Genomic DNA, 24249 nt, shown 5'->3' with positions numbered 1-24249 from the left:
TGAGCCTGATAAGGAGTTTCCTGATGATAAAGCGTCTTGCCGCCGAGTTCTTGGGCACGTTCTGGCTGGTACTGGGCGGTTGTGGCAGTGCCGTGCTGGCTGCTGCATTCCCTGAGCTGGGTATTGGTTTTGTAGGGGTGGCATTGGCATTTGGCTTGACGGTATTAACCATGGCCTACGCGGTCGGTCATATTTCCGGGGGGCATTTCAACCCGGCTGTGACCCTTGGTTTATTGGCTGGCGGGCGCATCGGCTGTAAGGAAGTGGCGCCCTATATCGTCACGCAGGTGCTTGGCGCTATTGCAGCTGCCGGGGTGTTGTATTTGATCGCAAGCGGCAAGCCAGGGTTTGACGTGTCAGCCGGTTTTGCTACCAATGGTTATGGCGAGCATTCACCCGCTGGCTTTTCATTTCTATCAGTCGTTGTCACCGAGTTTGTACTCACTGCGTTCTTCTTGCTGATTATCCTGGGCGTTACCGATAAAAAGGCACCGGCAGGTTTTGCGCCGCTTGCTATCGGGCTCGCTTTGGTGTTGATCCATCTGATCAGTATTCCAGTGAGCAATACATCGGTTAACCCGGCGCGCAGTACGGGCGTGGCAGTTTTCCAGGGTGGTTGGGCGGTTTCCCAGTTGTGGGTATTCTGGTTGGTGCCTTTACTGGGCGGCGTGTTTGGTGGGCTTGTGCACCGTTTTGTATTGGCGACAAAGCGGTAAGCGGTTTTTCCCAAAGGAGGGGGCGAAGCCAAATCTGCCCCCTCTTCACTTAAGTCGCAGTACAGTATTTCATATTATTACCCCTCATCCCGGAACTAGCACTAGAACTTCCAGTCGATTAACCCAGTTAACTCCGACTGCGGCGTGGCGAACTAATGGCACTGCATGAGTAGTGTTCGATAGTTCCAAATAGCCATACTTTCTCGCAACTAGACACTTCAAATTATGTCTTCAACGCCCATCGATGCCTGCCATCTGCAGATACCGCACACCGATCAGGTATGCGCGTGGCTGATGCAGCACGCCGGGCTGAAAACCCTGGATCTTGAACGCGCCCAACGCCTGTCCAATGACCCTCGCGACCTGCTGGGTTTGCTGACGCGCTTGGGCTTGGTGCCCGAAGTCGAACTGGCTCGCGCCTGGGCTGACTTGCTCGACGCGCCGTTGCTGCTGGCCGACGCCGCGCCGCCGCTGCTCGACCCATTGCCCGTCTTGACCGAACGCTTTATGCGTCACTACCAAGTCGTGCCCATCGGCTGGAACGAGGGTGGATTGCGCGTGCTGTCGGCCAACCCGGCGCAGTTGTATCCGTTCCAGGCCCTGGCCTACGCCTGTCAGGTGCCGGTGTGGCTGGCCATCGGGCCGCGCAATGAAGTCGATACATTGATCGAGCGCTATTACGGCCAGGGCCGTTCCGCCATGGGCACCTTGATCGAGAACCTTGATGAGCAGGGCGGCGCCCTTGAGGATATCGAGCACCTCAAGGACATGGCGTCCGAAGCGCCGGTGATTCGCCTGGTCAACCTGGTCCTGCAGCGCGCGGTGGAACAGCGCGCTTCGGACATTCATATCGAACCCTTCGAAAACCAACTCAAGGTGCGCTACCGCATCGACGGCGTGCTGCATGACGCCGAAGCGCCGCCCGCCAGTTCATCGGCGGCGGTGATCTCGCGGGTGAAGATCATGGCGCGCCTGGACATTGCCGAACGGCGCTTGCCGCAGGACGGGCGCATCATGCTGCGCATTCAGGGCAAAGAGTTGGACTTGCGCGTGTCCACGGTGCCCACCAGTTTTGGCGAGTCGGTGGTGATGCGCCTGTTAGACCGGCAAACCGTGCAGTTCGACTTTCCCAGCCTGGGCTTCGACGGCCAGCGGCTGGCGGCATTCCTCGACCTGCTCGAGCGGCCCCACGGCATCCTGCTGGTCACCGGCCCCACCGGTTCAGGCAAAACCACCACGCTCTACACTGCCTTGTCGCGGCTCAACACCAGCGAACGCAAGATCATCACCGTGGAAGACCCGGTGGAATACCAGCTCGAAGGCATCAACCAGATCCAGGTCAAGCCGGCCATCGGCCTGGACTTTGCCGGGGTGCTGCGCGCCATCGTGCGTCAGGATCCGGACGTGATCATGATCGGCGAAATCCGCGACCTGGAAACCTGCCGCATCGCCGTACAGTCCTCTCTCACCGGCCACTTGGTCCTTTCAACCCTGCACACCAACAGCGCCGCGGCGAGCATCACGCGCTTGCTCGACATGGGTGTGGAAAGCTACCTGATTGCCTCCACCGTCAGCGGTATCCTCGCCCAGCGCCTGGTGCGACGCCTGGACCCGGCCACGCGTGTGGCGTTCCAAGCATCGCCGCAATTGATCAAGGAGCATGGCCTGGATCGCCTGACCGAGCAGCGCCCGATCCTGCTCTACCGAGGTGATTACCACGGGCGCAGCGCGCTCACCGAACTGCTGGTAATGAACGACGAGTTGCGCAGCCTGCTGATGCGCCACGCCGATGCCGCCACCCTTGAACAGGCCGCCCGCCGCGCCGGTTTGCGCACCTTGTATGAAGACGGTTTGCGCCAGGCGCTGGCAGGTGTCACGTCTCTGGAAGAAGTGCTGCGCGTGACCCGTGGAGAGGACGCGTGAGCCTGTTCAAGTTCCGCGCCCTGGACAGTCAGGGCGTCGCCCAGAGCGGCACGCTGCAAGCCACTGACCGGGCCGCCGCGGTCGCCGCCTTGCACAAGCGTGGTTGGTTGTTGCTGCACATTGAAACGGCGGGCAGCCCCTTGTTGCGCAAAGCACGCGGGCAGTTGAAGGGCGCCGCACTGGTGAGTTTCACCCAGCAACTGGCCACGCTGCTCGGCGCCGGCCAGCCCCTTGAACGCTCGCTGGGGCTGCTGCTCAAGCAGCCCGGCCAACCCCAGGTGCGGGCGTTGATCGAGCGCATCCGCGACCACGTCAAGGCCGGCAAGCCGCTGTCGGCTGCGTTGGAGGAGGAGGGCGGCACGTTTTCCCCGCTGTACCTGAGCATGGTGCGCGCCGGTGAAGCCGGTGGGGCACTGGAAGCTACTTTGCGCCAACTCACCGACTATTTGGAGCGCAGCCAGTTACTGCGTGGCGAGGTGATCAACGCGCTGATCTACCCGGCGTTCCTGGTGGTCGGCGTGTTGGGTTCGCTGGCGCTGTTGCTGGCTTATGTGGTGCCGCAATTCGTGCCGATTTTTCAGGACCTGGGCGTGCCGATTCCGCTGATCACCCAAGTGATCCTCGGGCTAGGCGAGTTTCTGGAGGCCTATGGCCTGGTGCTGTTGGCCGGGTTGTCGATCAGTGCATGGATCCTGGCAGCGCGCCTGCGCGACCCCAGCCGCCGCGAGCGCTGTGACCGGCGCCTGCTGGGCATCCGCGTGATCGGCCCGCTGCTGCAACGGGTGCAAGCCGCACGCCTGACCCGCACCCTCGGCACCTTGCTCAGCAATGGCGTGGCGTTGCTGCCCGCGCTGGTTATCGCCCGGCAAGTCTGCAGCAACCGTGCACTGCAGGCGCAAGTGGCGCTGGCGGCGCAACGGGTCAAAGGCGGCGGCACCCTGGCCGATGCATTTGGCCGCCAGCCGCTGCTGCCGGAGCTGGCCCTGCAAATGATCGAAGTCGGCGAACAGGCCGGCGAACTGCACAGCATGCTGCTCAAGGTTGCCGACATCTTCGACATCGAAGCCAAGCGCGCAATCGACCGCCTGCTCGCTGCGCTGGTGCCGTCCCTGACCGTGGTCATGGCCGTGCTGGTGGCCGTGATCATGCTCGCGATCATGCTGCCGCTGATGAGCCTCACCAGCCATATATGAACATTAAAGGAGCTGAACGGATGAGAACCAGACGCCGCCAACGCGGCTTCACCCTGCTGGAAATGCTTGCGGTGATCGTGCTGCTGGGCATCGTCGCGACCATTGTGGTGCGCCAGGTCGGCGGCAATGTGGACAAAGGCAAATACGGCGCGGGCAAGGCGCAACTGGCGAGCTTGAGCATGAAGATCGACAGCTACGCCCTGGATGTGGGCGCGCCGCCCAACACCCTGCAACAGCTGCTGGACAAGCCGGCCAATGCCTCCAGTTGGGCTGGCCCCTATGCCAAGCCGTCGGAGTTGAAAGACCCGTTCGGCCACGGCTTCGGCTATCGCTTCCCCGGTGAGCACGGCGCTTTCGACCTGATCTTCTACGGCCAGGACGGTCAACCGGGCGGCGAGGGCTACAGTGCCGATTTGGGCAACTGGGAATAACCCGCCCGTGGCCCAGCGCGGCTTTACCCTGCTGGAGATGCTGGTGGTCCTGGTATTGATCGGCATCGCGGCCGGGTTGCTGGCATTCGGTGTGCGCCAGGGGCTGCAGGTGGCCCAGGAACGTCGGGTGGTCGGGCAGATGGTCGAGGCGCTGCGCACCACTCGGGCGGGCGCGATCATCAGCGGCCAGGCGGCGCGCACCGAGTTTGACCTTCAGGACCTGAGGTTCCAGGCGCCAGGGCGTGCGTCGCAACATTGGCCAGCCCAGTTGCAGGTGACGTTGCACGGCGCCGAACAGGCTGGCACCGCCGTGGTGTTCTACCCCGATGGCAGTTCTACCGGCGGTAACCTGCTGCTGGCCAACGGCACGCGACGTTGGCGTATCGACATTGGCTGGCTCACGGGCAGCGTGCAGTCCAAGGCGCTGCCATGAAGCACCAGGCCGGCTTCACCTTGCTGGAAATGCTCGCCGCGCTGACGTTGATGGCGGTGTGCAGCAGCGTGTTGCTGGTTGCCTTTGGCCAGAGTGCGCGCTCGTTGTCGCAAGTGGCCCGCAGCGACCGGCTCACCCATGCGGCGCTCACGGTGCTGGACCAGGAAGCCGCCGGCCCGCTGACCGAAGGCACCCGCCAAGGTGAACTCGATGGCATCCATTGGCAACTGACCAGCACCCGGCAGCAACGCCAGCTGTTTCGCCTCGACCTGAGCCTTCGCGAAGGTTCGCACCAGGCACGCTTCAGCACCTTGAAGGCACGCCTGTGACGCGCCGCGAGCAGGGCTTTACCTTGCTGGAAATCCTTGTGGTGCTCAGTTTGCTCTCGGTGTTGTTGCTGTTGGTGGGCGGTGCGTTGCTGGGAGCCAATCGGGCGGTATTCAAGGCGCAGCGCTACACCGTCAGCCTGGATGAAACCCGCGCCGCCCACCAGTTTTTGCGCAACGCAATCAGCGAGGCGCTGCCGTTGGATATCACTGAGGGCGACAGCCAGGCCGAGGGTTTTTTTATCGGTAAGGCTGAGCGCTTGCAGTTTGTGGCGACCTTGCCCGGTGTGCTCGGCGGTGGGATCCAGCGCTTTACCCTGCAACGGGTCGAGCAGGATTTACAGGTAGCGTTCTCGCAGCTGGAGTCCCACACCAACGCCCTGCGTGATCAGCCGCAGGTGCTGTTGCACAACGTCGAGGCGCTGCAATTCAGTTATCGCGGCGTATCACCATTGGGCCAGCCCACCGGCTGGTTGAGCGTGTGGCCCTGGCCCAAGCGGTTGCCCGCAGCGGTACGCATCGACGCCAGCGTTAACGGGCCGCTGCCGTGGGTTACCCAGGTGATTGCCCTGCGCCTGAACCTGTCCAGCGCGAGTCTTGAACAATGAAGCGCCAACGCGGGGCGGCGTTGTTGCTGGTGCTGTGGGTGCTGGCCTTGCTCAGCGTGTTGCTCGGCGGCTTGGCCGGTTGGGTGCAGTTGGAAAGTCGCCAGGCACTGTGGCACCGCCAGCACACCCAGACGCTTTTGGCTGCCGAGGCTGGCATCGCCCAAGTCATGGCTGATCGGCATTGGGTGGCGGACGGGCGCGCTATCGCACTGACCTTCGATGACGCCCGGTTGCAGGTCCGCCTGCGCAGTGAGCGCGGCAAACTGTACCTGGTCAACGCCGACACGGATGACCTGCTGCGTCTGGCCCTGGCCTGCGGCGCTACACCTGCTCAGGCCCAGCAACTGGTCAAGGCGCTCGAGGCCCGGCGTCACCAGGGCCTGGCGCCGTTTCGGGTGCTCGAAGAGGTGCGTCAACTCCCCGGTATGACCCAGGCGCTCTACAGTCGACTGTTGCCGGAAATCACCTTGTGGAGCGACCTCGATCGACCCGATCCGGCATTCGCCAGCCCCTTGATGCGCAAGGCATTGAACCTGCCGCGCCACAACGCCGAGGGCGCCGACCCCGGCCAGGTACTGGAAATCGACAGCCGCGCCGAGCGCCCCGGCGGCTCTCAGGCGCGCCTGCAACTCACCGTCTTATTGAGCCCCGCGGAGGACAGCGCACAGCCCTATCGGGTCGTGCGGTGGCAAGAATGAATCGACTCGAACCTATCGCCCGGCATTGGCGCGGCAGTCTGTTGCAGCAAGGCTGGCGCCTGTGGCTGTCGGAACTGCGCGGCTGTGTGCCCAGTTGGCTGGCTCTTCAAGAGCCGCCTGAGCAGGTCCATCATTGGCCACTGACGGCGCCGGTGGTCCCGGGCAGCGCGCGCCAGGTGCTGATGCTCGCCCCCGACGCGGTGCTGCAGCAAAGCTTACAACTGCCCTTGGCTGCCGCGCGTAACCTCACGGAGGTGGTCGGCTACGAACTGGACCGCTACACCCCATTCGACGCCGAGCAACTGTACTTTGTGGCCCGCCAGGAGCGGCGCACATCCAGTCACCTTGAGGTGACGCTGGTAGCGATCCTGCGCGAGCGCCTGGACCCGATTCTCAGCGACTGCGCCGCCCTTGGCGTGCATCCCCACCGCGTGGATGTGGCGGGCCTGGGCATCGACCTGCTGCCCGCGCCGTTACGCCCGCGCCAACGTCCAGCCGGAAAGCACCTGCAGCGCAGCCTGCCGTGGTTGTGTGGCGCTTTGCTGATCGCGGCGATGCTGCTGTGGCTCAACGACCGCCAGCGCGTACTCGACGCCATGCATGCCACCGTGCAGCAGCAAAAAGCCGAGGTCGCCCAGGTGCACGCCCTGCGCCAGCAACTGCTCAATACCCGTGGCGCGGCGCAGTACCTCACCCAGCGCAAACTGGCGCAACCGCCCCTGGCCGCACTGCTGAATGACTTGACCTCCTGCCTGCCTGCCGACACCTGGCTCGACCAATTGGACGTCAAGGCGCGCGAGGTGACTTTCTCCGGTCAAAGCGCCAAGGCCAGTGGCTTGATCACCCGCATCAAAGGCTGCCACCGTCTGGACAACGCCCAGTTCGAGGGGGTGATCCAACCCGACGCACGCACCGGCAAGGATCAGTTTGCCTTGCGTGCCCGCTTACGCCAGGAGGCCGCCGATGCGCCGACCCCTCACACCCCGTGAACGTCGCGGTGCGGCCTTGTTGGTGCTCGCCGTGGTGCTCGGCGCGGCCTACTGGCTGTTGATCGACAGCTGGTTCGCCGGGCCGCTGCGGGCCATGGGCGAACAGGCCGAACAGTTACGTGAGCAACAGCAACGCTACGCCAGCGTAGTGCGCGAGGGCGATGCGCTGCGCGGGCAGCTTGAGCTGGCACGGCAAGACCCGGCCAGCAGCGCCAGCCTGTTGCCTGGCGATGATCCGGACGTCGTCGCCGCCGACCTGATGCAGCGCCTCGCCGACCTGATCAACAGCCACGCCAACCTCGGCGGCGGCTGCAACCTGACCCAGCGCAAGCCCATCACCACCGAACAGGACGACAGCGAGCCCTATCGCCAGGTCAAGGTCAGCCTCACGCTCAACTGCGCCATCGAACCGCTGACCGCGATCCTGCATGCGCTGGAATATCAGCCACCGTTTCTGTTTGTCGATGAGCTGCGCATTCGCCGCAGCAAACAGGCGCCGGCCAATGGCGGGGCGGGCAAACTGGCGGTGCAACTGCTGGTGCGTGGCTACCTGCAACCGGCGCGGGTGGCGCCATGACCGGCCCACTGCGTCCTTTGGAATGGGGCCTGCTCGGCTTGGCCGGGTTATTGGGGTTGTTGATGGCGGTGATCCTCAGCAGTATCGGTGATGCACCCCGGTGGTTGCCCGAAGCGCCTGCGCATGCGCCGCCCTCCGTCAACGTGCGGGCCGCGCCTACGCTGGCGTTGCAGGACCTCGCCAGCACCTGGCAGGTACCGCTGTTCAGCCCTGATCGGCGCCCTGATCGCGTCGTGGGCAAGACCCAAGTAGCGAGCCTGGCCAACCTGACCCTCAGCGGCATCATGATCACCGGCAACCTGCAAATGGCCATGCTCAAACAAGCCGGCGGCCCACCCTTGAACGTGCGCCTGGGCCAGGCCCTGCCCAACGGCTGGCGCCTGGAACACCTGACCCCGCAATACGCCCGTTTCGCCCTGGACGGGCGCACCCAGACCCTGAGCCTCTACGGCAAGCGGTTACCCCTGATCTCCCATCCCCGCGAGCCCCTCCCTTGATCGATATGCGCACTTCGCTGTTTTGCCTGGCCACTGCCGTCTCATTGGGCGGCTGTGGATCTTTGCCCGACACCCTCGACCCGGACGCCGACCTGCTGCACGAAGCCCTGCAGGGCACTGGCTCGCAACGCCCGCCAACCCCGGCTCCCGTGGCCGAAAGCCCGCAGCCGGCGACCCCGGCACCGCCCCAGCGCCAGTTGATTCGCGGCAATCAAGGCTTTGTGCGCCAGCCCACCGCGCCGGTGAAAGTGCCGGAGCAGGGCGGTGACATTGTGTTCAACTTCGCCGACCAGCCCATCGAGGCGGTGATCAACAGCGTAATGGGCGACCTGCTGCACGAGAACTACAGCATCGCCGAGGGCGTGAAGGGCAATGTCAGCTTCTCCACCTCCAAACCGGTAGACAAACAGCAGGCACTGTCGATTCTCGAGACCCTGCTGTCCTGGACTGACAATGCCATGATCAAGCAGGGCAACCGCTACGTAGTTCTGCCGGCCAACCAGGCAGTGGCGGGCAAGCTGGTACCGCAGATGCGCGTGGCGCCACCGTCCAGCGGTCTCTCGGCGCGGCTGTTCCCGCTGCGTTATATCTCCGCCACCGAGATGCAGAAACTGCTCAAGCCGTTCGCCCGCGAGAACGCCTTTTTGTTGGTTGACCCGGCGCGTAATGTACTGAGCCTGGCCGGTACCTCGGAAGAACTGGCCAACTACCAGGACACCATCGATACCTTCGATGTGGACTGGCTCAAAGGCATGTCGGTGGCGGTATTCGGCCTGCAACGCGCCTCGGTGGCCGAGCTGATGCCCGAGCTGCAAGCCATGTTCGGCGCCGACAGCGGCACGCCCCTGGCGGGCATGCTGCGCTTCTTGCCGGTCGAGCGCACCAACTCGGTGGTGGCGATATCTTCCCAGCCCCAGTACCTCAACGAAGTGGGCGACTGGATTCGCACTATCGACGAGGGCGGCGGCAACGAACCGCAGATGTATGTGTACGACGTGCGCAATATGAAGGCCGCCGATTTAGCCAAATACCTGCGGCAGATCTACGGTAATGGCGCGATCAAGGACGACACGCCCGCCAAGGTTGCGCCGGGGTTACGTACCACCACCTTGTCCTCGTCCACCCGCGCAGGTCTACAGGCCAACGCTCCAGCGCCCGTACCCGAAGAGCCCGAATCGGCGAGCATCGAAAACACTCAGTCGCGCCCCGCCAGCGACCTTGAAGCGGGCACCCGCATCACCGCGCAAAAGAGCAGCAACCAACTGCTGGTGCGCACCCGCCCGGCGCAATGGAAAGAGATCGAAGCGGCGATCAAACGCCTCGACAACCCACCGCTGCAAGTGCAGATCGAGACCCGCATCCTCGAGGTCAAGCTCACGGGTGAACTGGACCTTGGCGTGCAGTGGTATCTCGGCCGTCTGGCCGGCAATTCCACCAGCACCACAGTCGCCAATGCCTCCGGCAGCCAAGGTGCATTAGGCGGTGGCGGGGCAGGGCTGGGAGCGGCGGATTCGTTGTTCTATTCCTTCGTCAGCGCCAACCTGCAAGTGGCCCTGCACGCCCTGGAAACCAACGGTCGCACCCAGGTGCTGTCGGCGCCGTCGCTGGTGGTGATGAATAACCAGCCGGCGCAGATCCAGGTGGGCGACAACATTCCCATCAGCCAGACCACCGTCAACACGGGGGACGCCGACACCACCCTGAGCAGCGTCGAATATGTGCAGACCGGGGTGATTCTGGATGTGGTGCCGCGCATCAATCCAGGCGGTTTGGTGTACATGGATATCCAGCAGCAGGTCAGTGATGCCGAGAGCCAGGTGGGCAATAGCGACACACCGGTGAACCCGCGGATTTCCACGCGCTCGGTGTCGACCCAGGTGGCGGTGCAGAGTGGGCAGACGGTGTTGCTCGGTGGGTTGATCAAGCAGGACAACGCTGAGAGCGTCAGCGCCGTGCCTTACCTGGGGAAGGTTCCGGGGTTGCGGTGGTTGTTTGGCAATACCAGCAAGTCCAAGGACCGTACGGAGCTGATTGTGTTGATTACGCCCAGGGTGATTACCAGCAGCAGCCAGGCGCGGCAGGTGACGGATGATTATCGCCACCAGATGCAGTTGTTGCGGCCCGCTCAATAAACTGGCCGCACCGCTTACCACTGTGGGAGGGGGGCAAGCCCCCTCCCACATTTTTATCTAGTGCAGCCAGAAACCGATCATCGAAACAACCTTCCCAGGCCCCAATCTCTCTGCTATTGATGGAAAAAACATTACCTTTACGAATAAAAATATTTATAAATAATAAAAGTAGTGAATATTAGCTTATGCCAAAACAGCATTATATTTTTGAAATTCATTCCGTTATGTTTGAACTCAACAGCCTACCCCTGACCTCGGATGGTACCCAGCGTGATTCAGATTCTGCGCGCCTGACCGGGTAATCATTCCCCGCAGCAGAATCGTTGGACGGGAGCTCAACGTATGTTGCCACTTCAACTTCCTCGCTTGCCCCACACCTAGCCCACAGCGCATCGCCCCTTGAACACCGGCCACGCCGCACCAAGCAGCGTGCCTGCCCGACTTCGCGATTTGGAAAAAGCTGGGAATGGATATGAAGCAAGTTCTGCAACCCACCGCCGCCCTGACACTGTCCCTGCTCGCCGCAGCGGTACAGGCCCAAGACGACAGCACCTTGTCCACCGTCGTGGTCACCGGCAACCGTGGCGCCGAGCAGCGCACGGTCACCAGCAGCCCGGTACCGATTGATGTGGTCAGCGCCAAGCAATTGCAAAGCACTGGCAAACCCGGGTTGATGGAGGCGTTGAGTGCGGTGATCCCGTCGCTGACCCTGCCGGAAAAAACCGGCTGGGACGCCAGTGGCATCGCCCGGGCGCCGAACCTGCGCGGCTTGAGCGCCGCCGAGGTGCTGGTGCTGGTCAACGGCAAGCGCCGCCATACCAGCGCCACCCTGAATATCAACGGTATCAACACCGGCGCGGCGCCGGCCGACCTGGACCTGATCCCCATCAGCGCCATCGACCATGTCGAAGTCCTGCGCGATGGCGCCGCTGCCCAGTACGGGTCCGACGCCATCGCCGGGGTGATCAACGTGATCCTCAAGGCCGACACCAGCGGCACTTCGGTGACTAATGCCGGCCTTGGCTATGACGGCAAGAAGCAGACTGTGCAACAAAGCCTCAACAAGGGCTTCGAGATCGGGAACGGCGGCATCGTGCAACTGGCCCTGGATGCGCGCAGCCAGAACGACGACAACAAGGCCAGTGCCAACGGCTACAGCTATGAACAGGCGTACGGCCTGGCGGGCAAGTCCACCTACGGCGGCTACGGCACGCCCAAGACCAACCTGTTGACCCTGGGCTACAACGCCGAGCTGCCGATTGACGACAGTTTCAGCCTGTACTCCTTCACGACGTATTCACGACGCAAGGCCGAGCAAGGGCAGAACTTCCGCCTGCCCACCATCACCAACACCATCACCACCGGGCCCAACGGCTACCCGGCCGGGTACACCCCGACCTGGTACATCGACGAGGACGATTTCCAGGCAGCGCTCGGTGTCAAGGGCACCGTGGGCGAGTGGGACTGGGACCTGTCCACCACCTACGGGCGCAACGAAGCGGAGCAGGGCACCACCCACAACCAGAACCCGTCCCTGGGTGAGGCCACGCCGAATAGCTTTACCTCCGGCACATGGATATCAACCGAGCTGACCACCAACCTGGACTTCAAGCGTGGCTTTGATATCGGCCTGCAAAAACCCTTGGACCTGTCCTATGGCTTCGAGCATCGGCACGACACCTATGAGGTGCAAGCCGGTGATTACGGCTCCTATGCCAACGGCGGTTACTGCGTGGCGCCGGGTAACTGTGCGTCGTCCGGGGCCCAGGTCACCAACGGCATTTCCCCGGAAGAAGAAAGCAGCGCCTCGCGCAACAGCCTGGCCGGTTATGTGGATGTGGGCTTCAATCCCTTGCCGGACTGGTACGTCGGTACTGCCCTGCGCTATGAGCATTACAACCAAGGCGTGGGCGCCACCCGCAGCGGCAAGCTGACCACCCGCTACGACTTCACGCCCCAATTCGCGGTGCGTGCCACGGTGAGCAATGGCTTTCGTGCGCCGTCCCTGGCCAACAGTTTGTTCAGTGCACGCTCCACCACCTATGGCGTGGTGGACGGCGTGTACCAGTCGATCAACTACGGCGTGCTGCCGGTGGGCTCGGCGGCGGCCAAGGCGTTGGGTGCCGAAGAATTGAAACCCGAGCGTTCCACCAACTTCAGCCTCGGTTTCACCCTGACGCCCACCGACCGCCTCAGCTTCACTGCCGATGCCTATGTGATCAACCTGCGTGACCGCATCACCCTGACCGGTACCTTGCTCGGCCCGCAAGTTACCCAGGTGCTGCAAGACAACGGCATCAACTCCACCTCCGGCGGCCAGTACTTTATCAACGGCGCCGACACCCGCACCAAGGGCCTGGACCTGGTCAGCAGCTACAACCAGGACCTGGGCCAGTTCGGCGCCCTGAAATGGACCGCTGCGTTCAACTGGAACCAGACCAAGATCCTCAACTACAAGCAGTCCACAAATATCCTCGGCACCTCCTACGAGCTGATGGACCGCCAGGCCCGCAACCTGATCACCGGCGTGCAACCCAATACCAAGCTGATCCTCGGCGGCGACTGGAGCATCGAGCGCTTCAACCTCAACCTGGCCCTGACCCGCTACGGCTCCTACAAAGAAGTGAATTCATCGGCCAATCGTGACCTGGACCGGGTCTACAACGCCCGCTGGATCACCGACCTCGACCTTGGCTACAACCTCACCAAAGACCTGAACATCGCCATCGGCGCCAAGAACCTGTTCGACCAGTACCCCAAGAAACAAGGGGTGCCGAGCAGCACCATGGTCGCCAGCTACGGCACTTATTCGCCCTACGGTTTTACCGGCGGGTACTACTACACCCGGCTGACTTACGCCTTCTAAGGCCTGCGAGGAATAGCACATGCCCACTGTCGCCAAACCCTACGACCTGCTCGATGAGGTCGCCGCCCAACCGGTTCGTCAGCGCCGCGTCTCCACGCCCATCAAGGCTCTCCAGGTCGTGCCGGCCCGGCACCCCTGGCGCTGGGCCGGATCAATCTTCGCCGCGCTGGTGCTGCTCGCCATCGCGCATTCCCTGGCCACCAACCCGCGCTGGGAGTGGGGCGTGTTCGGCCAGTGGTTCTTCTCGCCCTCGGTGCTGCGCGGCCTGGGGCAGACGCTGTTGCTGACGTTGCTGAGCACGGTGTTCAGCATCCTCCTGGGCACGGCGCTGGCCCTGGCGCGGCTGTCGGGTTCGCCGTTGCTGGCGGCATTGGCCTGGGGCTATATCTGGTTTTTCCGCTCGATGCCGGCGCTGCTGGTGTTGATCATTCTCTACAACTTTGCCTACCTGTACGACCATATCGTGCTGGGCGTGCCGTTCACCGACCTGGTGTTCGCCGAGTGGTCCACGGTAGACGTGCTCAGCCAGTTCACCGTGGCAGTCCTGGGCTTGAGCCTGATGCAGGCGGCCTACGCGGCAGAGATCATTCGTGGCGGCCTAATCGGTGTGGATGCCGGCCAACATGAAGCGGCGGCGGCCCTGGGATTACCGGCGTCGCGACGCATCTTTCGCATCATCCTGCCCCAGGCACTGCGTTCGATTTTGCCCTCGGGGTTCAACGAGATCATCGGCCTGGTCAAAGGCACGTCCATTGTCTATGTGCTGGCCTTGCCCGAGCTGTTCTACACCGTACAGGTCATCTACAACCGCACCCAGGCGGTGATCCCGCTGCTGATCGTTGCCACTGTCTGGTACCTGATCATCACCACCGTGCTCACCAGCGCCCAGTACTACGTCGAACGCCACTTCGCTCGCGGCACCGCCCGTGTGTTGCCGCCCACGCCGTTGCAGCGCTTGCGCCATTGGGTCAAGGAGAAGGCCCATGGCTGAAGCACGCGCCGGGCGCATCCAGATCCAGGGCGTGGGCAAGCGCTTTGGCAACCAGCAGGTGCTCGATAACATCGACCTGACCATCGACCCCGGCAAGGTCACGGTGATCCTCGGGCCGTCCGGCTCGGGCAAGTCCACCTTGCTGCGCACCATCAACCACCTGGAAAAGATCGACAGCGGGCATATCACCATCGACGGCGAATACGTCGGCTATCGGCGCAAAGGTGACCTGCTGTTTGAGCTCAAGGAGCGCGAGATCCTCAAGCGCCGCATTGACGTGGGCTTTGTGTTCCAGAACTTCAACCTGTTCCCGCACCTCACGGCCTGGGAAAACATCGCCGAAGCGCCGCTGGCCCACAAGCGCTGGAGCAAAGCCCAAGCCCACTTCAAGGCCGCCGAGTTGCTGGCCAAGGTTGGCCTGGCGGACAAGGCCGACGCCTACCCGCGCCAGCTCTCCGGCGGCCAGCAACAACGCGTCGCCATCGCCCGGGCTCTGGCGCTGGACCCCAAGGTGCTGCTGTTCGACGAGCCCACCTCGGCCCTCGACCCGGAGCTGGTGGGCGAGGTGCTGGACGTGATCAAGGGCCTGACCCAACTGGGCGTGACCCTGGTGATTGTCACCCATGAGATCGGCTTCGCCCGCGAGGTGGCCGACCACGTGGTGTTTCTCTGCGACGGCCAACTGATCGAAGAAGGCCCGCCTGAACAGATTTTCCGCCAACCCCGACATCCCCGCACCGTAGCCTTTCTCGGCAAGGTGCTTTAGTTCAAGGAGTGACTGCCCATGTTCATCCATACCGCCCGCGTGGCCTTGCTGGCGCTTGCCATCGGCACTGCGCAACACGCCTTCGCCGTGCAACAGGTCGACCTCAGCCCCGACCGCCCGCGCATCCATGTGCCGCGTAATGAAGCGGCCATCGCGCAGATCCCACCGGGGTTCAAGTTCGCCCAGCCGGGCAAGTTCACCGTGGCCGTGTCTGGCGTGGCCGGCCCGCCTTTGGCACTGCTGGCCAGTGACGACAAAACCACCATCGGCAGCGAAGCCGACACCGCGCAACTGGTGGCCGACAGCCTCGGCTTGCAACTCAACGTGGTGCAAACCAGTTGGGAAGACTGGCCCCTGGGCGTCAGCTCGGGCAAATACGATGCGGTGATCAGCAACGTTACCGTGACCGAGGCGCGCAAGAAGCGTTTTGACTTCGCCACCTACCGCCAGGATGTGCTCGGCTTTTATGTGAAGAGCACCAGCAAGATCAACGCGATCAAGCAGGCGGCGGACATCGCCGGGCTGAAGATCATTGTCGGCTCGGGCACCAACCAGGAAAAGGTCCTGCTGGCCTGGAACGAGACCAATGAAAAAGCCGGCCTCAAGCCTGCACTGTTGCAGTACTTCGATGACCAGGCCGCCGCGCAACTGGCGGTGCAGTCCGGGCGCAGTGACGCGCTGTTCGGGCCTAACTCGGTGTACGCCTATTCGGCGGCGATCACCGGCGGCATCAAGCGCGTCGGCACCGTCAACGGTGGGTGGCCGTTGCAGGCGGATATCGCCGTCACCACACGCAAGGACAACGGCCTGGTCAAGCCGATCCACACCGCCCTGGAAGGCGCGATTGCCGGCGGGCAATACGAGCAGGTGTTGCAGCGCTGGGGCCTGGATGTGGAGCGGGTCGACCAGTCGCTGATCAACCCGCCAGGGCTGCCGGATTAAGGAGGATTGGACATGGGACTGACACGACGTGAAGCGCTGTCGAGCATTGCCGCGGTCGGCGGTGAAAAGGCGGTCAAGGACGCATTGGCGGTCTTGGGTTTGGGCCCATCGTCACACCGCCGGCCGCAACCGTTGAAACTCAAGGACGGCCTGGGGCAGGGCACTAGCGTGCTGGTGCTGGGCGCCGGGATTGCCGGGCTGGTCACTGCCCTGGAGCTGAGTCGCGCCGGCTTCGATGTGCAGGTGCTCGAAGCGCGTGACCGCGTGGGTGGCCGCACCTGGACCCTGCGCAACGGCGACCGCGTGGACTACAAGGATGGTCGCTCTCAGACCGTGGGGTTTGATCCGGGCCAGTATTTCAACGCCGGCCCGGCGCGCATTCCCAGCCAGCACCGCACGATCCTCGATTATTGCAGTGAGCTGGGCGTACCCCTGGAAGTGCTGGTCAACAGCAGCCATGGCGCCCAGGTGCGGCCGGACCTGAACCAGCCGGCGTTCAGCGTCGGCCAGGCGCTCAACGACACCCGTGGGCATCTGTCCGGGCTGTTGGCCAAGGCGGTGCAACGTGACGCCCTCGACGATGTACTGAGTGGCGAAGAGCGCACACGCTTGCTGGGCTTCTTGCAGGTGTATGGCGACCTGTCTCAGGAGCTGGCCTTTGAAGGCACCCTGCGTTCGGGGCACCTCGAATCCGCCGCCCACCCTGGCGCCTTGCCCGCCCGCCGCAACCCGCTGGGGTTAGAGCGGTTGCTGCACCCGGAACTCTGGGGCGCATTGCTGCACACCGAATTCCCGGAATTCTCGGCCACCATGTTCCAGCCGGTGGGCGGCATGGACCGCATCACCGACGCCTTCTACCGGCGCGTGCATGAGCAGGTGCAATTGGGCGCCCAGGTGCGCCAGATCCGTCAGTTGGAGGACGGCGTGGCAGTCACCTATCACGACCAGCACAGTGGCCGCGAACAGGTGGTGCGCGCCGATTACCTGGTCTCGACCTTGCCGCTGCCCTTGCTGGCCAGGCTCGACACCGACTTCAGCGACCCGGTCAAGGCCGCCTTGCTCAGCACCCGCAGCGACCAGGCGACCAAGGTGGCGTGGCAATCCCCGCGTTTCTGGGAAACCGATTACCGCACCTACGGCGGCCTGTCGTGGATCGAACACCCGGCGCGCCTGCTCTGGTACCCGAGCAACGACCTCAACACCCGCGAAGGCGTGCTGGTGGCCGGTTACGTGACCGGGGAGGGCGCCGACGTGTTTGGCGCGCAGCCGTTCGAGAAGCAATACGCCACCTCCCAGCACGCCGTGGAGCTGTTGCACCCGGGTTATTCCAGACAGCTGCGCAACCCGCTGGCGGTGTCCTGGGAACAGATCCCCTACAGCGAAGGCCCGTGGCTGCAACGCGAACACTTCCCGGCCGAGGCCAGCGCCTTGCTCGAACGGCCCTATGGCCGCGTGTACTTCGCCGGCGACGGCCTGGTGCAAAGCGGCGTGGGGATCTGGCAGGAATCAGCCGCCAACTCAGCGCGCCATGTGGTCGCGCAACTGGCCGACCGCGTCACCCAACAACGACAGATCGCGGCCGTGGCCGCTTCTTGAGGAGCAACACCATGAGCGACAGCATCCAACGCACCAGCGTCGGCGATTTCCCCATCTCGCAAACCGTCACCGTGCCGGCCTCCGCCAGCCTGGTGTTCGTCAGCGGCACACTGCCGGACCTCGCCGACCCGAGTGTGCCCGGGGTGTATGGCGACACCGAAGTACAGAGCGTTTCGGTGTTCAACAAGCTGCGCCAGATCCTGCGCCAGCACGACCTGGACCTGGGCGATATCGTGCAGTTGCGGGTTTTTTTGGTGGGAGCGGAAGACACCGACGGTAAGTTGGATTTTGCCGGGTTGCAGCGCGGTTATACCCAGTTTTTCGGCACGCCGGAGCAGCCGCGCAAGCCGGCGCGGACAGCGTTGCAAGTGGTGGCGTTGCCGTTGCCAGGGGCGTTGGTGGAGGTCGAGGCCATCGCTGCCAGAGCGGTGTGATTGCAGGCGCTGATCAATGACTTGCCAGCCAGCTGTCCCTGATAGGATCAGGGCATGCTGGCCCAGCTCCAGGAAGTGAGTGTCACTTTCCTGTCGCTTTAAGCCCCTACCGTGTTCTGAGTTTTTCGTCTCAAACACCCCAAGGGATTGACTAGTGTTATGCCGACTCTCACCCGTAGAACCCTGCTACAGGCCGCTGCCATCGGCTCTGCCTACGCCCTGCTACCCGACTCGATCCGCAAGGCCCTGGCGATCCCCGCCAACAACCGCACCGGTACGATCATGGATGTGGAGCACGTGGTCATCCTGATGCAGGAAAACCGTGCGTTCGACCACTACTTCGGCACCTTGCCGGGTGTACGTGGCTTCAGCGATCGCTTCACCATTCCGCTGCCGGGCAAACGCAAGGTGTGGGAGCAACAGGGCAAGGAGCGCCGAGTGTTGCCGTATCACCTGGACAGTTCCCGCGGCAATGCGCAACGCGTCGATGGCACGCCGCATTCCTGGGTGGACGAGCATGCCGCTTGGGACAGCGGCCGCATGCACGCCTGGCCGACCTACAAGACGCCTACGTCGATGGGCTACTACCGTGAGCAGGAGTTGCCATTCCAGTTCGCCCTGGCCAACACGTTCACCTTGTGTGATGCCTATCACTGTTCGGTGCACGCGGGCACCAACCCCAACCGGCTGTTCCATTGGACCGGCACCAACGGCCCGACCGGCGCCAATGTCGCCGCCGTAGTCAATGAGTGGGACGGGCCTGGCCCGGTGGGCGTGGGCTATACCTGGAAAACCTACCCCGAGCGCCTGGAAGAGGCGGGCGTCAGTTGGAAGGTTTATCAGTATTTGCCGGACAATTTCGGCGACAACCCCCTGGCCGGGTTTCGCCAGTTCCGTGCCGCCAGTGTGGCCGCCGGCAACCCTGCGCAGCCGCCACAGGACTTCAAGAACTTTGTGCCCTACAGCGAGCAACTCAACGCCCGCGTGCCGTTGTACAAGGGCAATGGCAACACGCTGCCGGCCGTCAGCGGTGGCGACCTCGAAACGATCATCCAGGGCTTTCGCCAGGACATCAGCCAAGGTCGCCTGCCCCAGGTGAGCTGGCTGGTTGCCCCGGCCAACTATTCAGAGCACCCCGGGCCGTCCAGCCCGGTGCAGGGCGGTTGGTTTACCCAGGAGATTCTCAAGGCCTTGACCGAAAACCCGCAGGTCTGGAGCAAGACCGTGCTACTGGTCAATTACGATGAGAACGACGGGTTCTTCGACCATGTGCCTTCACCCTCGGCGCCGTCGAAACGCTTGGATGGCAGTTTCGCTGGCAAATCCACGGTGAACTTCGACAGCGAACTCTTCACCCATCCGGCGCCTCCCGGTTCAACGCAGCAACCCCGGCCTGATGGCGGCGTGTATGGGCCTGGCCCACGTGTGCCGATGCTGGTGCTGTCGCCATGGAGCCGTGGCGGTTGGGTCAATTCCCAGGCCTTCGATCACACCTCGGTGCTGCAATTTCTGGAGAAGCGTTTCCAGGTGCGCGAACCCAATATCAGCGCCTGGCGCCGGGCGGTGTGTGGCGACCTCACGTCGGCGTTCAACTTCGTCAACCCCAACCACGAAACCTTGCCGCCCCTGCACGAGACCAGCCGCCAGGCCGCCGACCAACTGCGCCAGCGCCAGGAACAACTGGCCCAGGTCGCGTTGCCGCCGGTTGGCCGGCAACAGGCCCCCCACCAGGCGCGGATGGCACGGCCATCACGTGCGCTGCCTTACCAACTCAACGTGGTCGGTACGGCGGATCGGCGCAGCGGCACACTGACCCTGAACTTCTTCAACCATGGCGAGCAGGGCGCGGTGTTCCATGTCTACGACCGCCAGCACCTGGCAGACATACCGCGACGCTACACCGTGGAAGCCGGCAAGAATCTCAGCGACACCTGGCCGCTCTCCCAATCTTATGACCTTTGGCTGCTGGGTCCGAACGGCTTCCACCGTTCTTTCAAGGGGGAGTTGCAACGTCGCCGCGAACCCGAGTTGTCGCTGGCCTACCAGGATGACAACTTGCAACTGACCCTGATCAACCCCAGCAAGCATCCGGTTTCGGTGACGATTGGGCGCTGCCCTTACACCCACCAAGGGCCTTGGCAGGTGGAAATCGCCGGCGGCAGCAGCCAGCAACGCACGTTCTCGCGTCAGCCCAGCGGGGGTTGGTACGACTTCACCCTGCGCGATGGCAACGGCTGGGTGCGCAGGGTGGCGGGGCGGATTGAGACCGGGGCGCATAGCATCAGTGATCCGTTGATGGGCAAGCGTGAGGGCTGAAGCGTTTTAGGTTGGCGGTACCGAGTACCCATGTGGGAGGGGGCTTGCCCTAATGCCAGTCAGTTAAGCGAACGAAATGCTCAAAGCAGCGAAGATCAAATGTGGGAGCGGGCTTGCTCGCGAAGGTCGTTAACGATGACGCGGGAAATCAGAAAGAACGCGGCGCCCTCAGGTTCTTCGCGGGCAAGCCCGCTCCCACAGAAAAGCAGAAGCGCCGCCAGCGTATCTACTGGACTTGCTCCTTCCAAAAGTGAGCCGCTGTAAGAGCGGAACCAATAGCAGCGTTACCCAAATAACGGATATGTACTCGGTCAACCCCCCCGGTGTCAGTCCGCCACAGGTTTACCCCGACCCCCTATTCCTGCAACACCAACGCCCGCTGCTTAAGCCTGCGCTTCTGCGCAAACGGCAACGTTTCATCATCGCCATACGGCGCGCTGTACCAGTTGCCGTAACTCGGGTTCGGCAGCAAAAACCAGCGCTGCCCCAGCCAGTTCACATAGTGCTCCACCGCCTTGCGCTGGGCGGCGAGGGTGTTGTGTTCGGCCTGCACGAAATCCCCCAGGGAGTCACCGGCCATCAACAGCACACGGGCGTGGCTGGCGACCCACTGGCGGCGGCAGTTTTTGCCGTACCCGGCGCTTTCGCAGTGGCCGATGGGCGTGCTGGCGGCGAGCACTTGCTCGCTGCTCGCCACCGGGAAACCGCGCAGGCGCAGGTTGGCGACGGTGGCCGCGACCTGGCTGTGTTCGCGGTTGGTGAGGTAATACACCGTGATGCCTTTTTGCTCGGCGGCCTGCAGGAAGGCTACCGCGCCGGGCAGGGCCTGGGCCTTGGCCTGCTCGACCCAGGTGTTCCAGCGGTCATAGGAATAGACCTGGTTATTGATAATGTCGCGGGCGTTGAGGGGCACGTTATCCAGCAGAGTCTCGTCGATGTCCACCACCACCGCCGGGGGCAGGCCGGCCAGGTTGCGCGGGGCGAAGGGCAGAGCGTCCCAGCTCGGGTCGGCCAGGGCCACATCGAGTTGGCGGGTGGCGTTGGCGAAAAGCTGGCGGTAGATCAGTTCGTGCTCGATGGAGGTCTGGGTCCAGAGCACGGCATCGAGTTGGTCGTTGGCCGGTGGTGTTTGCTGACAGCCGGCCAGTGCGATGGTCAGCAGGCAGGCACTGGCGAAGAACAGGTTACGCATGGGGCAAGTCTCGCAGAGGGTGGGCGCGTGGTCAGCACAGTAGCTTAATCGCCCATACAATCAAGGCGTACACACCAGTGCCTGGCGCTCATAGTTCAGCGCCTTGTTCTGCGGTGGCAACGCATAGCTCGCGCTGCAACGCTGCTCACCCCACTTGATAACCAACGTGCCCTGATCCTCTTCCACCAGCGCCAGGGCATTGCCATTTGGATCGGCAATTGCCAACTGCTTGCCATTGGCGTCTTCCAGTGAGGCGCCAAACGACAGTGGCTTGTGCTGGGCATCAAACAATTCAAACAACACACGCCGCCCGGTGGTACCGCTGTAGTGCGCCACCACGATGGCACCACGGCGCGGCACCAGTTGTTGGGTCGCGTTGGTGATTTCCACGTCGCCACCCAGATCGCGAGTGTCCAGGCTGATCCAGTTGACCCGGTAGGGTTGCGCAGTGGGCACCACCGCATAGCCGTTGTAGCCGGTTTCCACGCCACTGTAGCTGCTGATTTTGGCCCCGGCGACGCCTGGCACTTCAGCCAGGGCGAAGGTTTCGCTGACGGTCTGCCCCAGGTTGACGCCTCCGGCGTGAGCCACCACGGAGCCGGCGAGGTTGAAGTTCTGTGAGTTGTAGCCCTGGCCCTGGCTGTAGCCGAGGCTGACATCGGCCACGGCGGTGCGGCTGTTGATGTTCACCGAGCCTGAGTCGCCGCTGGTGTCGCTGTGGCCGGCCTGCACCGAATAGAAGGTGTCGCTGGTGTCGGCCACGTAGCCATTGATGCCCGCTTGGGTGGTGGTGTCGCCACGTTGGTGGCTGGTGGTGACAAACGCCCGTGGCGCACGGGCCTGGCTGCCCAGCGGGAAAGACACCGACAGGTTCAACTGCGTGTCGCTGCTCGGCTCACCCCAGGTGACGATCTGTTTGGTGCGCGTCACGCCCAAGTTGTAGCTCAGGTCGCCCCAGTTGCCGGTGTAGCCGGCGGAAAAGCTCTGGGAACCGCCGCGATTCCAGTAGCGTTGGTCGCTGGCGTTCACATACAGGCTGCCGAATTCGCTGTTGCGCCCGATGCTCTGGTTGATGGTCAGGTCGGTGCGGGTTTTGGAGTGTCCGGTGCGCACGCGCACGTCCTCGCTGCTGTCTTCCACATGGTCGGTGAGGGTGCGATAGCCCTCGGTGGAGTAGCGGTAGGCGGCGAGGGTGAAGTTGGTATCGGTGCCGGCGAAGGTCTTGGCGTACAAGGCGCGCACGCTGCTGCCCTGGGAGGTTCGCCCCTGGGCCTTGCTGGACGAATGAGTGGTATCCAGCGAGAACGCACCGAACGCCGTGTTCCGGCCAGCGCCGATCGACAGCGCGCTGTAGTCCTCACTGGCTTGCAGGCCGACAATCCCACTGAGATTGCTGGTCAGGCCATAGGCCAGCGTACCGCTGAGAAAGCGCGGAGTTGCCAGGCCATCGGCATTGCTGTTGAACGTGCCCGCCGAGAGGCTGTATTTCACTTGGCCTTCGCGCACCATGATCGGCAGGCTGGAGAATGCCTGCATCGTCACCCGCCGCGTGCCGTCGGCTTCGATCACGGTGATTTGCAGGTCACCGTTGGAGCCGCTGGGGTAGATGTCGTTGATCTCGAACGGCCCCGGCGCGACGTTGGCGGTGTAGAGGATATAGTCGTTCTGGCGGATTTCCACCGTCGCGTTGGTCTGCGCCACGCCGCGGATCACCGGCGCGTAGCCGCGCTCGCTGTCGGCGCGCATGCCATCATCAGACGCCAGCTTGACCCCGCGATAGCGCACGCTGTCGAACAGGTCGGTGTCGGAGAAAATCTCACCGGCGCTGAACTGGCCCTTGATCGCGGTGACGTCATGCTGCAGGTAGGTGCGGTTGCTGGTGAAAGTGTTCGAGCGATCGGTGCCGCCGCTCAGGTTCGACTCGTTGCGCAGGCGCCAGGCACCCAGGTTGATGCCATTGCGCAGGCCCAGGTTATTGGCAATGCGGGTCTTGTAGCCGCCGGCGGTGCGGCTGCTGTTGAGCTGATAGTTGATGAATGCAGCGGATACACCGTCGTCCCACAACTGTGGGTCGACATACCCGCGCAAGCCACGCTGCATGGCCACCTGCGGGATACTCGCGAGCAGGCGCAGGCGGCTGCTGTCGTAGCGCACGCTGGCGTCTTCGATCATATCGGCAAGGGCGTAGCAGTCCTGCGGTTGCTGTGGGTCGAGTTTGCCCTCGGCCTGCAAACGGTGCAGGTCGATACCCAATTGCTTGAGCAGGTCGAGGGTCAGGCAGGCTTCGACACGGCCGTTTTTCAGGTTGCGCTTGAAGTCGATATCGCGCCGGCCCACCAGCACTTCGTTGCTGTACAGGTCGACGCGGTAATTGCCCGGCAGCACGCTGTTGGCCGAGAGCAATTGCTGCAAGTCTACCGGTGACTGCGAGCCTTGCAGGAAGGTGGTGTTGAAGGTTTGCGCAGCGTCATCGGCCATGGCCAGGCCGGGCAGGCTCGCGGCAATCGCCAGCGACAGCGTCTTCAACTTCAGTGCGCCACGTGCGGGCCTGTTGCTGGAAAGAAAAGACATGCGAAGACCTATGACATCCCTGATTGACGGACAGCCGGGCACGCAAACACGC

21 protein-coding genes are annotated in these 24249 nt (G+C 63.3%); 19 read left to right on the top strand and 2 right to left on the bottom strand.

What is annotated here, in order from left to right; genetic code table 11:
* The first annotated feature begins 23 nt into the window (after positions 1 to 23).
* The 19 genes from aqpZ to FRT59_RS08045 all read left to right on the top strand — a co-directional run bounded on the left by aqpZ (position 24) and on the right by FRT59_RS08045 (position 20434).
* Entirely contained in the window at positions 24 to 716 is a 693-nt protein-coding gene (gene aqpZ, locus FRT59_RS08135; RefSeq protein ID WP_153837975.1) for an aquaporin Z, read from the top strand.
* A 225-nt stretch (positions 717 to 941) separates the two neighbouring features.
* Positions 942 to 2639, top strand: coding sequence for a type II secretion system ATPase GspE (gspE, locus tag FRT59_RS08130; RefSeq protein WP_153870898.1), 1698 nt, complete (start codon positions 942 to 944; stop codon positions 2637 to 2639).
* On the top strand, positions 2636 to 3832 hold the full coding sequence (gspF, locus tag FRT59_RS08125; protein ID WP_198809618.1) for a type II secretion system inner membrane protein GspF: 1197 nt from the start codon (positions 2636 to 2638) through the stop codon (positions 3830 to 3832). Before gspE ends, gspF begins: the two co-directional genes overlap by 4 nt.
* 20 nt (positions 3833 to 3852) lie before the next feature.
* Positions 3853 to 4263 carry a type II secretion system major pseudopilin GspG gene (gspG, locus tag FRT59_RS08120; RefSeq protein ID WP_152612369.1) on the top strand — a complete coding sequence of 137 codons (411 nt, stop codon included), beginning with the start codon at positions 3853 to 3855 and terminating at the stop codon, positions 4261 to 4263.
* 7 nt (positions 4264 to 4270) lie between these two features.
* Entirely contained in the window at positions 4271 to 4696 is a 426-nt protein-coding gene (locus FRT59_RS08115) for a GspH/FimT family pseudopilin (protein WP_198809617.1), read from the top strand.
* On the top strand, positions 4693 to 5025 hold the full coding sequence (locus tag FRT59_RS08110; RefSeq protein ID WP_153870897.1) for a type II secretion system protein: 333 nt from the start codon (positions 4693 to 4695) through the stop codon (positions 5023 to 5025). Before FRT59_RS08115 ends, FRT59_RS08110 begins: the two co-directional genes overlap by 4 nt.
* A complete protein-coding gene (locus tag FRT59_RS08105) occupies positions 5022 to 5630 on the top strand; it encodes a prepilin-type N-terminal cleavage/methylation domain-containing protein (RefSeq protein ID WP_198809616.1) in 609 nt (202 codons plus the stop codon). Before FRT59_RS08110 ends, FRT59_RS08105 begins: the two co-directional genes overlap by 4 nt.
* Positions 5627 to 6328, top strand: a complete 702-nt coding sequence (locus tag FRT59_RS08100) for a hypothetical protein (protein WP_034120537.1) — start codon at positions 5627 to 5629, stop codon at positions 6326 to 6328. The genes FRT59_RS08105 and FRT59_RS08100 overlap by 4 nt, the downstream gene beginning before the upstream one ends.
* A complete protein-coding gene (locus tag FRT59_RS08095) occupies positions 6325 to 7317 on the top strand; it encodes a PilN domain-containing protein (RefSeq protein ID WP_153870895.1) in 993 nt (330 codons plus the stop codon). Before FRT59_RS08100 ends, FRT59_RS08095 begins: the two co-directional genes overlap by 4 nt.
* A complete protein-coding gene (gspM, locus tag FRT59_RS08090; RefSeq protein WP_153870894.1) occupies positions 7292 to 7894 on the top strand; it encodes a type II secretion system protein GspM in 603 nt (200 codons plus the stop codon). Before FRT59_RS08095 ends, gspM begins: the two co-directional genes overlap by 26 nt.
* Entirely contained in the window at positions 7891 to 8391 is a 501-nt protein-coding gene (locus FRT59_RS08085) for a general secretion pathway protein GspN (RefSeq protein ID WP_153870893.1), read from the top strand. Before gspM ends, FRT59_RS08085 begins: the two co-directional genes overlap by 4 nt.
* A 5-nt stretch (positions 8392 to 8396) precedes the next feature.
* Positions 8397 to 10523 (top strand): type II secretion system secretin GspD, encoded by a 2127-nt coding sequence (gene gspD / locus FRT59_RS08080; RefSeq protein ID WP_153870892.1) that lies wholly within the window; start codon positions 8397 to 8399, stop codon positions 10521 to 10523.
* Between the two features lie 472 nt (positions 10524 to 10995).
* Positions 10996 to 13389, top strand: a complete 2394-nt coding sequence (locus FRT59_RS08075; RefSeq protein ID WP_153870891.1) for a TonB-dependent receptor plug domain-containing protein — start codon at positions 10996 to 10998, stop codon at positions 13387 to 13389.
* A 19-nt stretch (positions 13390 to 13408) separates the two neighbouring features.
* Entirely contained in the window at positions 13409 to 14380 is a 972-nt protein-coding gene (locus tag FRT59_RS08070; RefSeq protein WP_153870890.1) for an amino acid ABC transporter permease, read from the top strand.
* A complete protein-coding gene (locus FRT59_RS08065; RefSeq protein ID WP_034120531.1) occupies positions 14373 to 15146 on the top strand; it encodes an amino acid ABC transporter ATP-binding protein in 774 nt (257 codons plus the stop codon). The genes FRT59_RS08070 and FRT59_RS08065 overlap by 8 nt, the downstream gene beginning before the upstream one ends.
* Before the next feature lie 18 nt (positions 15147 to 15164).
* Entirely contained in the window at positions 15165 to 16088 is a 924-nt protein-coding gene (locus FRT59_RS08060) for an ABC transporter substrate-binding protein (protein WP_153870889.1), read from the top strand.
* A 12-nt stretch (positions 16089 to 16100) separates the two neighbouring features.
* The gene (locus tag FRT59_RS08055) at positions 16101 to 17684 is read left to right on the top strand and encodes a flavin monoamine oxidase family protein (protein WP_153870888.1); all 1584 of its coding nucleotides are present in this window, start codon (positions 16101 to 16103) and stop codon (positions 17682 to 17684) included.
* Positions 17685 to 17695: 11 nt separating this feature from the next.
* The gene (locus tag FRT59_RS08050; RefSeq protein ID WP_153870887.1) at positions 17696 to 18118 is read left to right on the top strand and encodes a RidA family protein; all 423 of its coding nucleotides are present in this window, start codon (positions 17696 to 17698) and stop codon (positions 18116 to 18118) included.
* Positions 18119 to 18277: 159 nt separating this feature from the next.
* Positions 18278 to 20434, top strand: coding sequence for a phosphocholine-specific phospholipase C (locus tag FRT59_RS08045; protein ID WP_153870886.1), 2157 nt, complete (start codon positions 18278 to 18280; stop codon positions 20432 to 20434).
* A gap of 355 nt (positions 20435 to 20789) precedes the next feature.
* Here the strand turns inward: FRT59_RS08045 and FRT59_RS08040 are convergent, their stop codons facing one another.
* Complete coding sequence (locus tag FRT59_RS08040) at positions 20790 to 21626, bottom strand: 5'-nucleotidase, lipoprotein e(P4) family (protein ID WP_153870885.1); 837 nt, start codon at positions 21624 to 21626, stop codon at positions 20790 to 20792.
* Positions 21627 to 21686: 60 nt separating this feature from the next.
* Positions 21687 to 24197, bottom strand: a complete 2511-nt coding sequence (locus tag FRT59_RS08035; protein WP_153870884.1) for a fimbria/pilus outer membrane usher protein — start codon at positions 24195 to 24197, stop codon at positions 21687 to 21689.
* Between the last annotated feature and the right edge of the window lie 52 nt (positions 24198 to 24249).

It is taken from the genome of Pseudomonas haemolytica (assembly GCF_009659625.1).
Taxonomy (GTDB): Bacteria; Pseudomonadota; Gammaproteobacteria; order Pseudomonadales; family Pseudomonadaceae; genus Aquipseudomonas; species Aquipseudomonas haemolytica.
Note: the sequence above shows the minus strand (reverse complement) of the source record. Positions and strands in the feature narration are given on the sequence as shown.

What these genes read in the sequence shown, in the direction of transcription:
- aqpZ (WP_153837975.1), top strand. Translation starts at nt 24, where the DNA reads ATGATAAAGCGTCTTGCCGCCGAGTTCTTGGGCACGTTCTGGCTGGTA.
- gspE (WP_153870898.1), top strand. Translation starts at nt 942, where the DNA reads ATGTCTTCAACGCCCATCGATGCCTGCCATCTGCAGATACCGCACACC.
- gspG (WP_152612369.1), top strand. Translation starts at nt 3,853, where the DNA reads ATGAGAACCAGACGCCGCCAACGCGGCTTCACCCTGCTGGAAATGCTT.
- FRT59_RS08110 (WP_153870897.1), top strand. Translation starts at nt 4,693, where the DNA reads ATGAAGCACCAGGCCGGCTTCACCTTGCTGGAAATGCTCGCCGCGCTG.
- FRT59_RS08100 (WP_034120537.1), top strand. Translation starts at nt 5,627, where the DNA reads ATGAAGCGCCAACGCGGGGCGGCGTTGTTGCTGGTGCTGTGGGTGCTG.
- FRT59_RS08095 (WP_153870895.1), top strand. Translation starts at nt 6,325, where the DNA reads ATGAATCGACTCGAACCTATCGCCCGGCATTGGCGCGGCAGTCTGTTG.
- gspM (WP_153870894.1), top strand. Translation starts at nt 7,292, where the DNA reads ATGCGCCGACCCCTCACACCCCGTGAACGTCGCGGTGCGGCCTTGTTG.
- FRT59_RS08085 (WP_153870893.1), top strand. Translation starts at nt 7,891, where the DNA reads ATGACCGGCCCACTGCGTCCTTTGGAATGGGGCCTGCTCGGCTTGGCC.
- gspD (WP_153870892.1), top strand. Translation starts at nt 8,397, where the DNA reads ATGCGCACTTCGCTGTTTTGCCTGGCCACTGCCGTCTCATTGGGCGGC.
- FRT59_RS08075 (WP_153870891.1), top strand. Translation starts at nt 10,996, where the DNA reads ATGAAGCAAGTTCTGCAACCCACCGCCGCCCTGACACTGTCCCTGCTC.
- FRT59_RS08070 (WP_153870890.1), top strand. Translation starts at nt 13,409, where the DNA reads ATGCCCACTGTCGCCAAACCCTACGACCTGCTCGATGAGGTCGCCGCC.
- FRT59_RS08065 (WP_034120531.1), top strand. Translation starts at nt 14,373, where the DNA reads ATGGCTGAAGCACGCGCCGGGCGCATCCAGATCCAGGGCGTGGGCAAG.
- FRT59_RS08060 (WP_153870889.1), top strand. Translation starts at nt 15,165, where the DNA reads ATGTTCATCCATACCGCCCGCGTGGCCTTGCTGGCGCTTGCCATCGGC.
- FRT59_RS08055 (WP_153870888.1), top strand. Translation starts at nt 16,101, where the DNA reads ATGGGACTGACACGACGTGAAGCGCTGTCGAGCATTGCCGCGGTCGGC.
- FRT59_RS08050 (WP_153870887.1), top strand. Translation starts at nt 17,696, where the DNA reads ATGAGCGACAGCATCCAACGCACCAGCGTCGGCGATTTCCCCATCTCG.
- FRT59_RS08045 (WP_153870886.1), top strand. Translation starts at nt 18,278, where the DNA reads ATGCCGACTCTCACCCGTAGAACCCTGCTACAGGCCGCTGCCATCGGC.
- FRT59_RS08040 (WP_153870885.1), bottom strand. Translation starts at nt 21,626, where the DNA reads ATGCGTAACCTGTTCTTCGCCAGTGCCTGCCTGCTGACCATCGCACTG.
- FRT59_RS08035 (WP_153870884.1), bottom strand. Translation starts at nt 24,197, where the DNA reads ATGTCTTTTCTTTCCAGCAACAGGCCCGCACGTGGCGCACTGAAGTTG.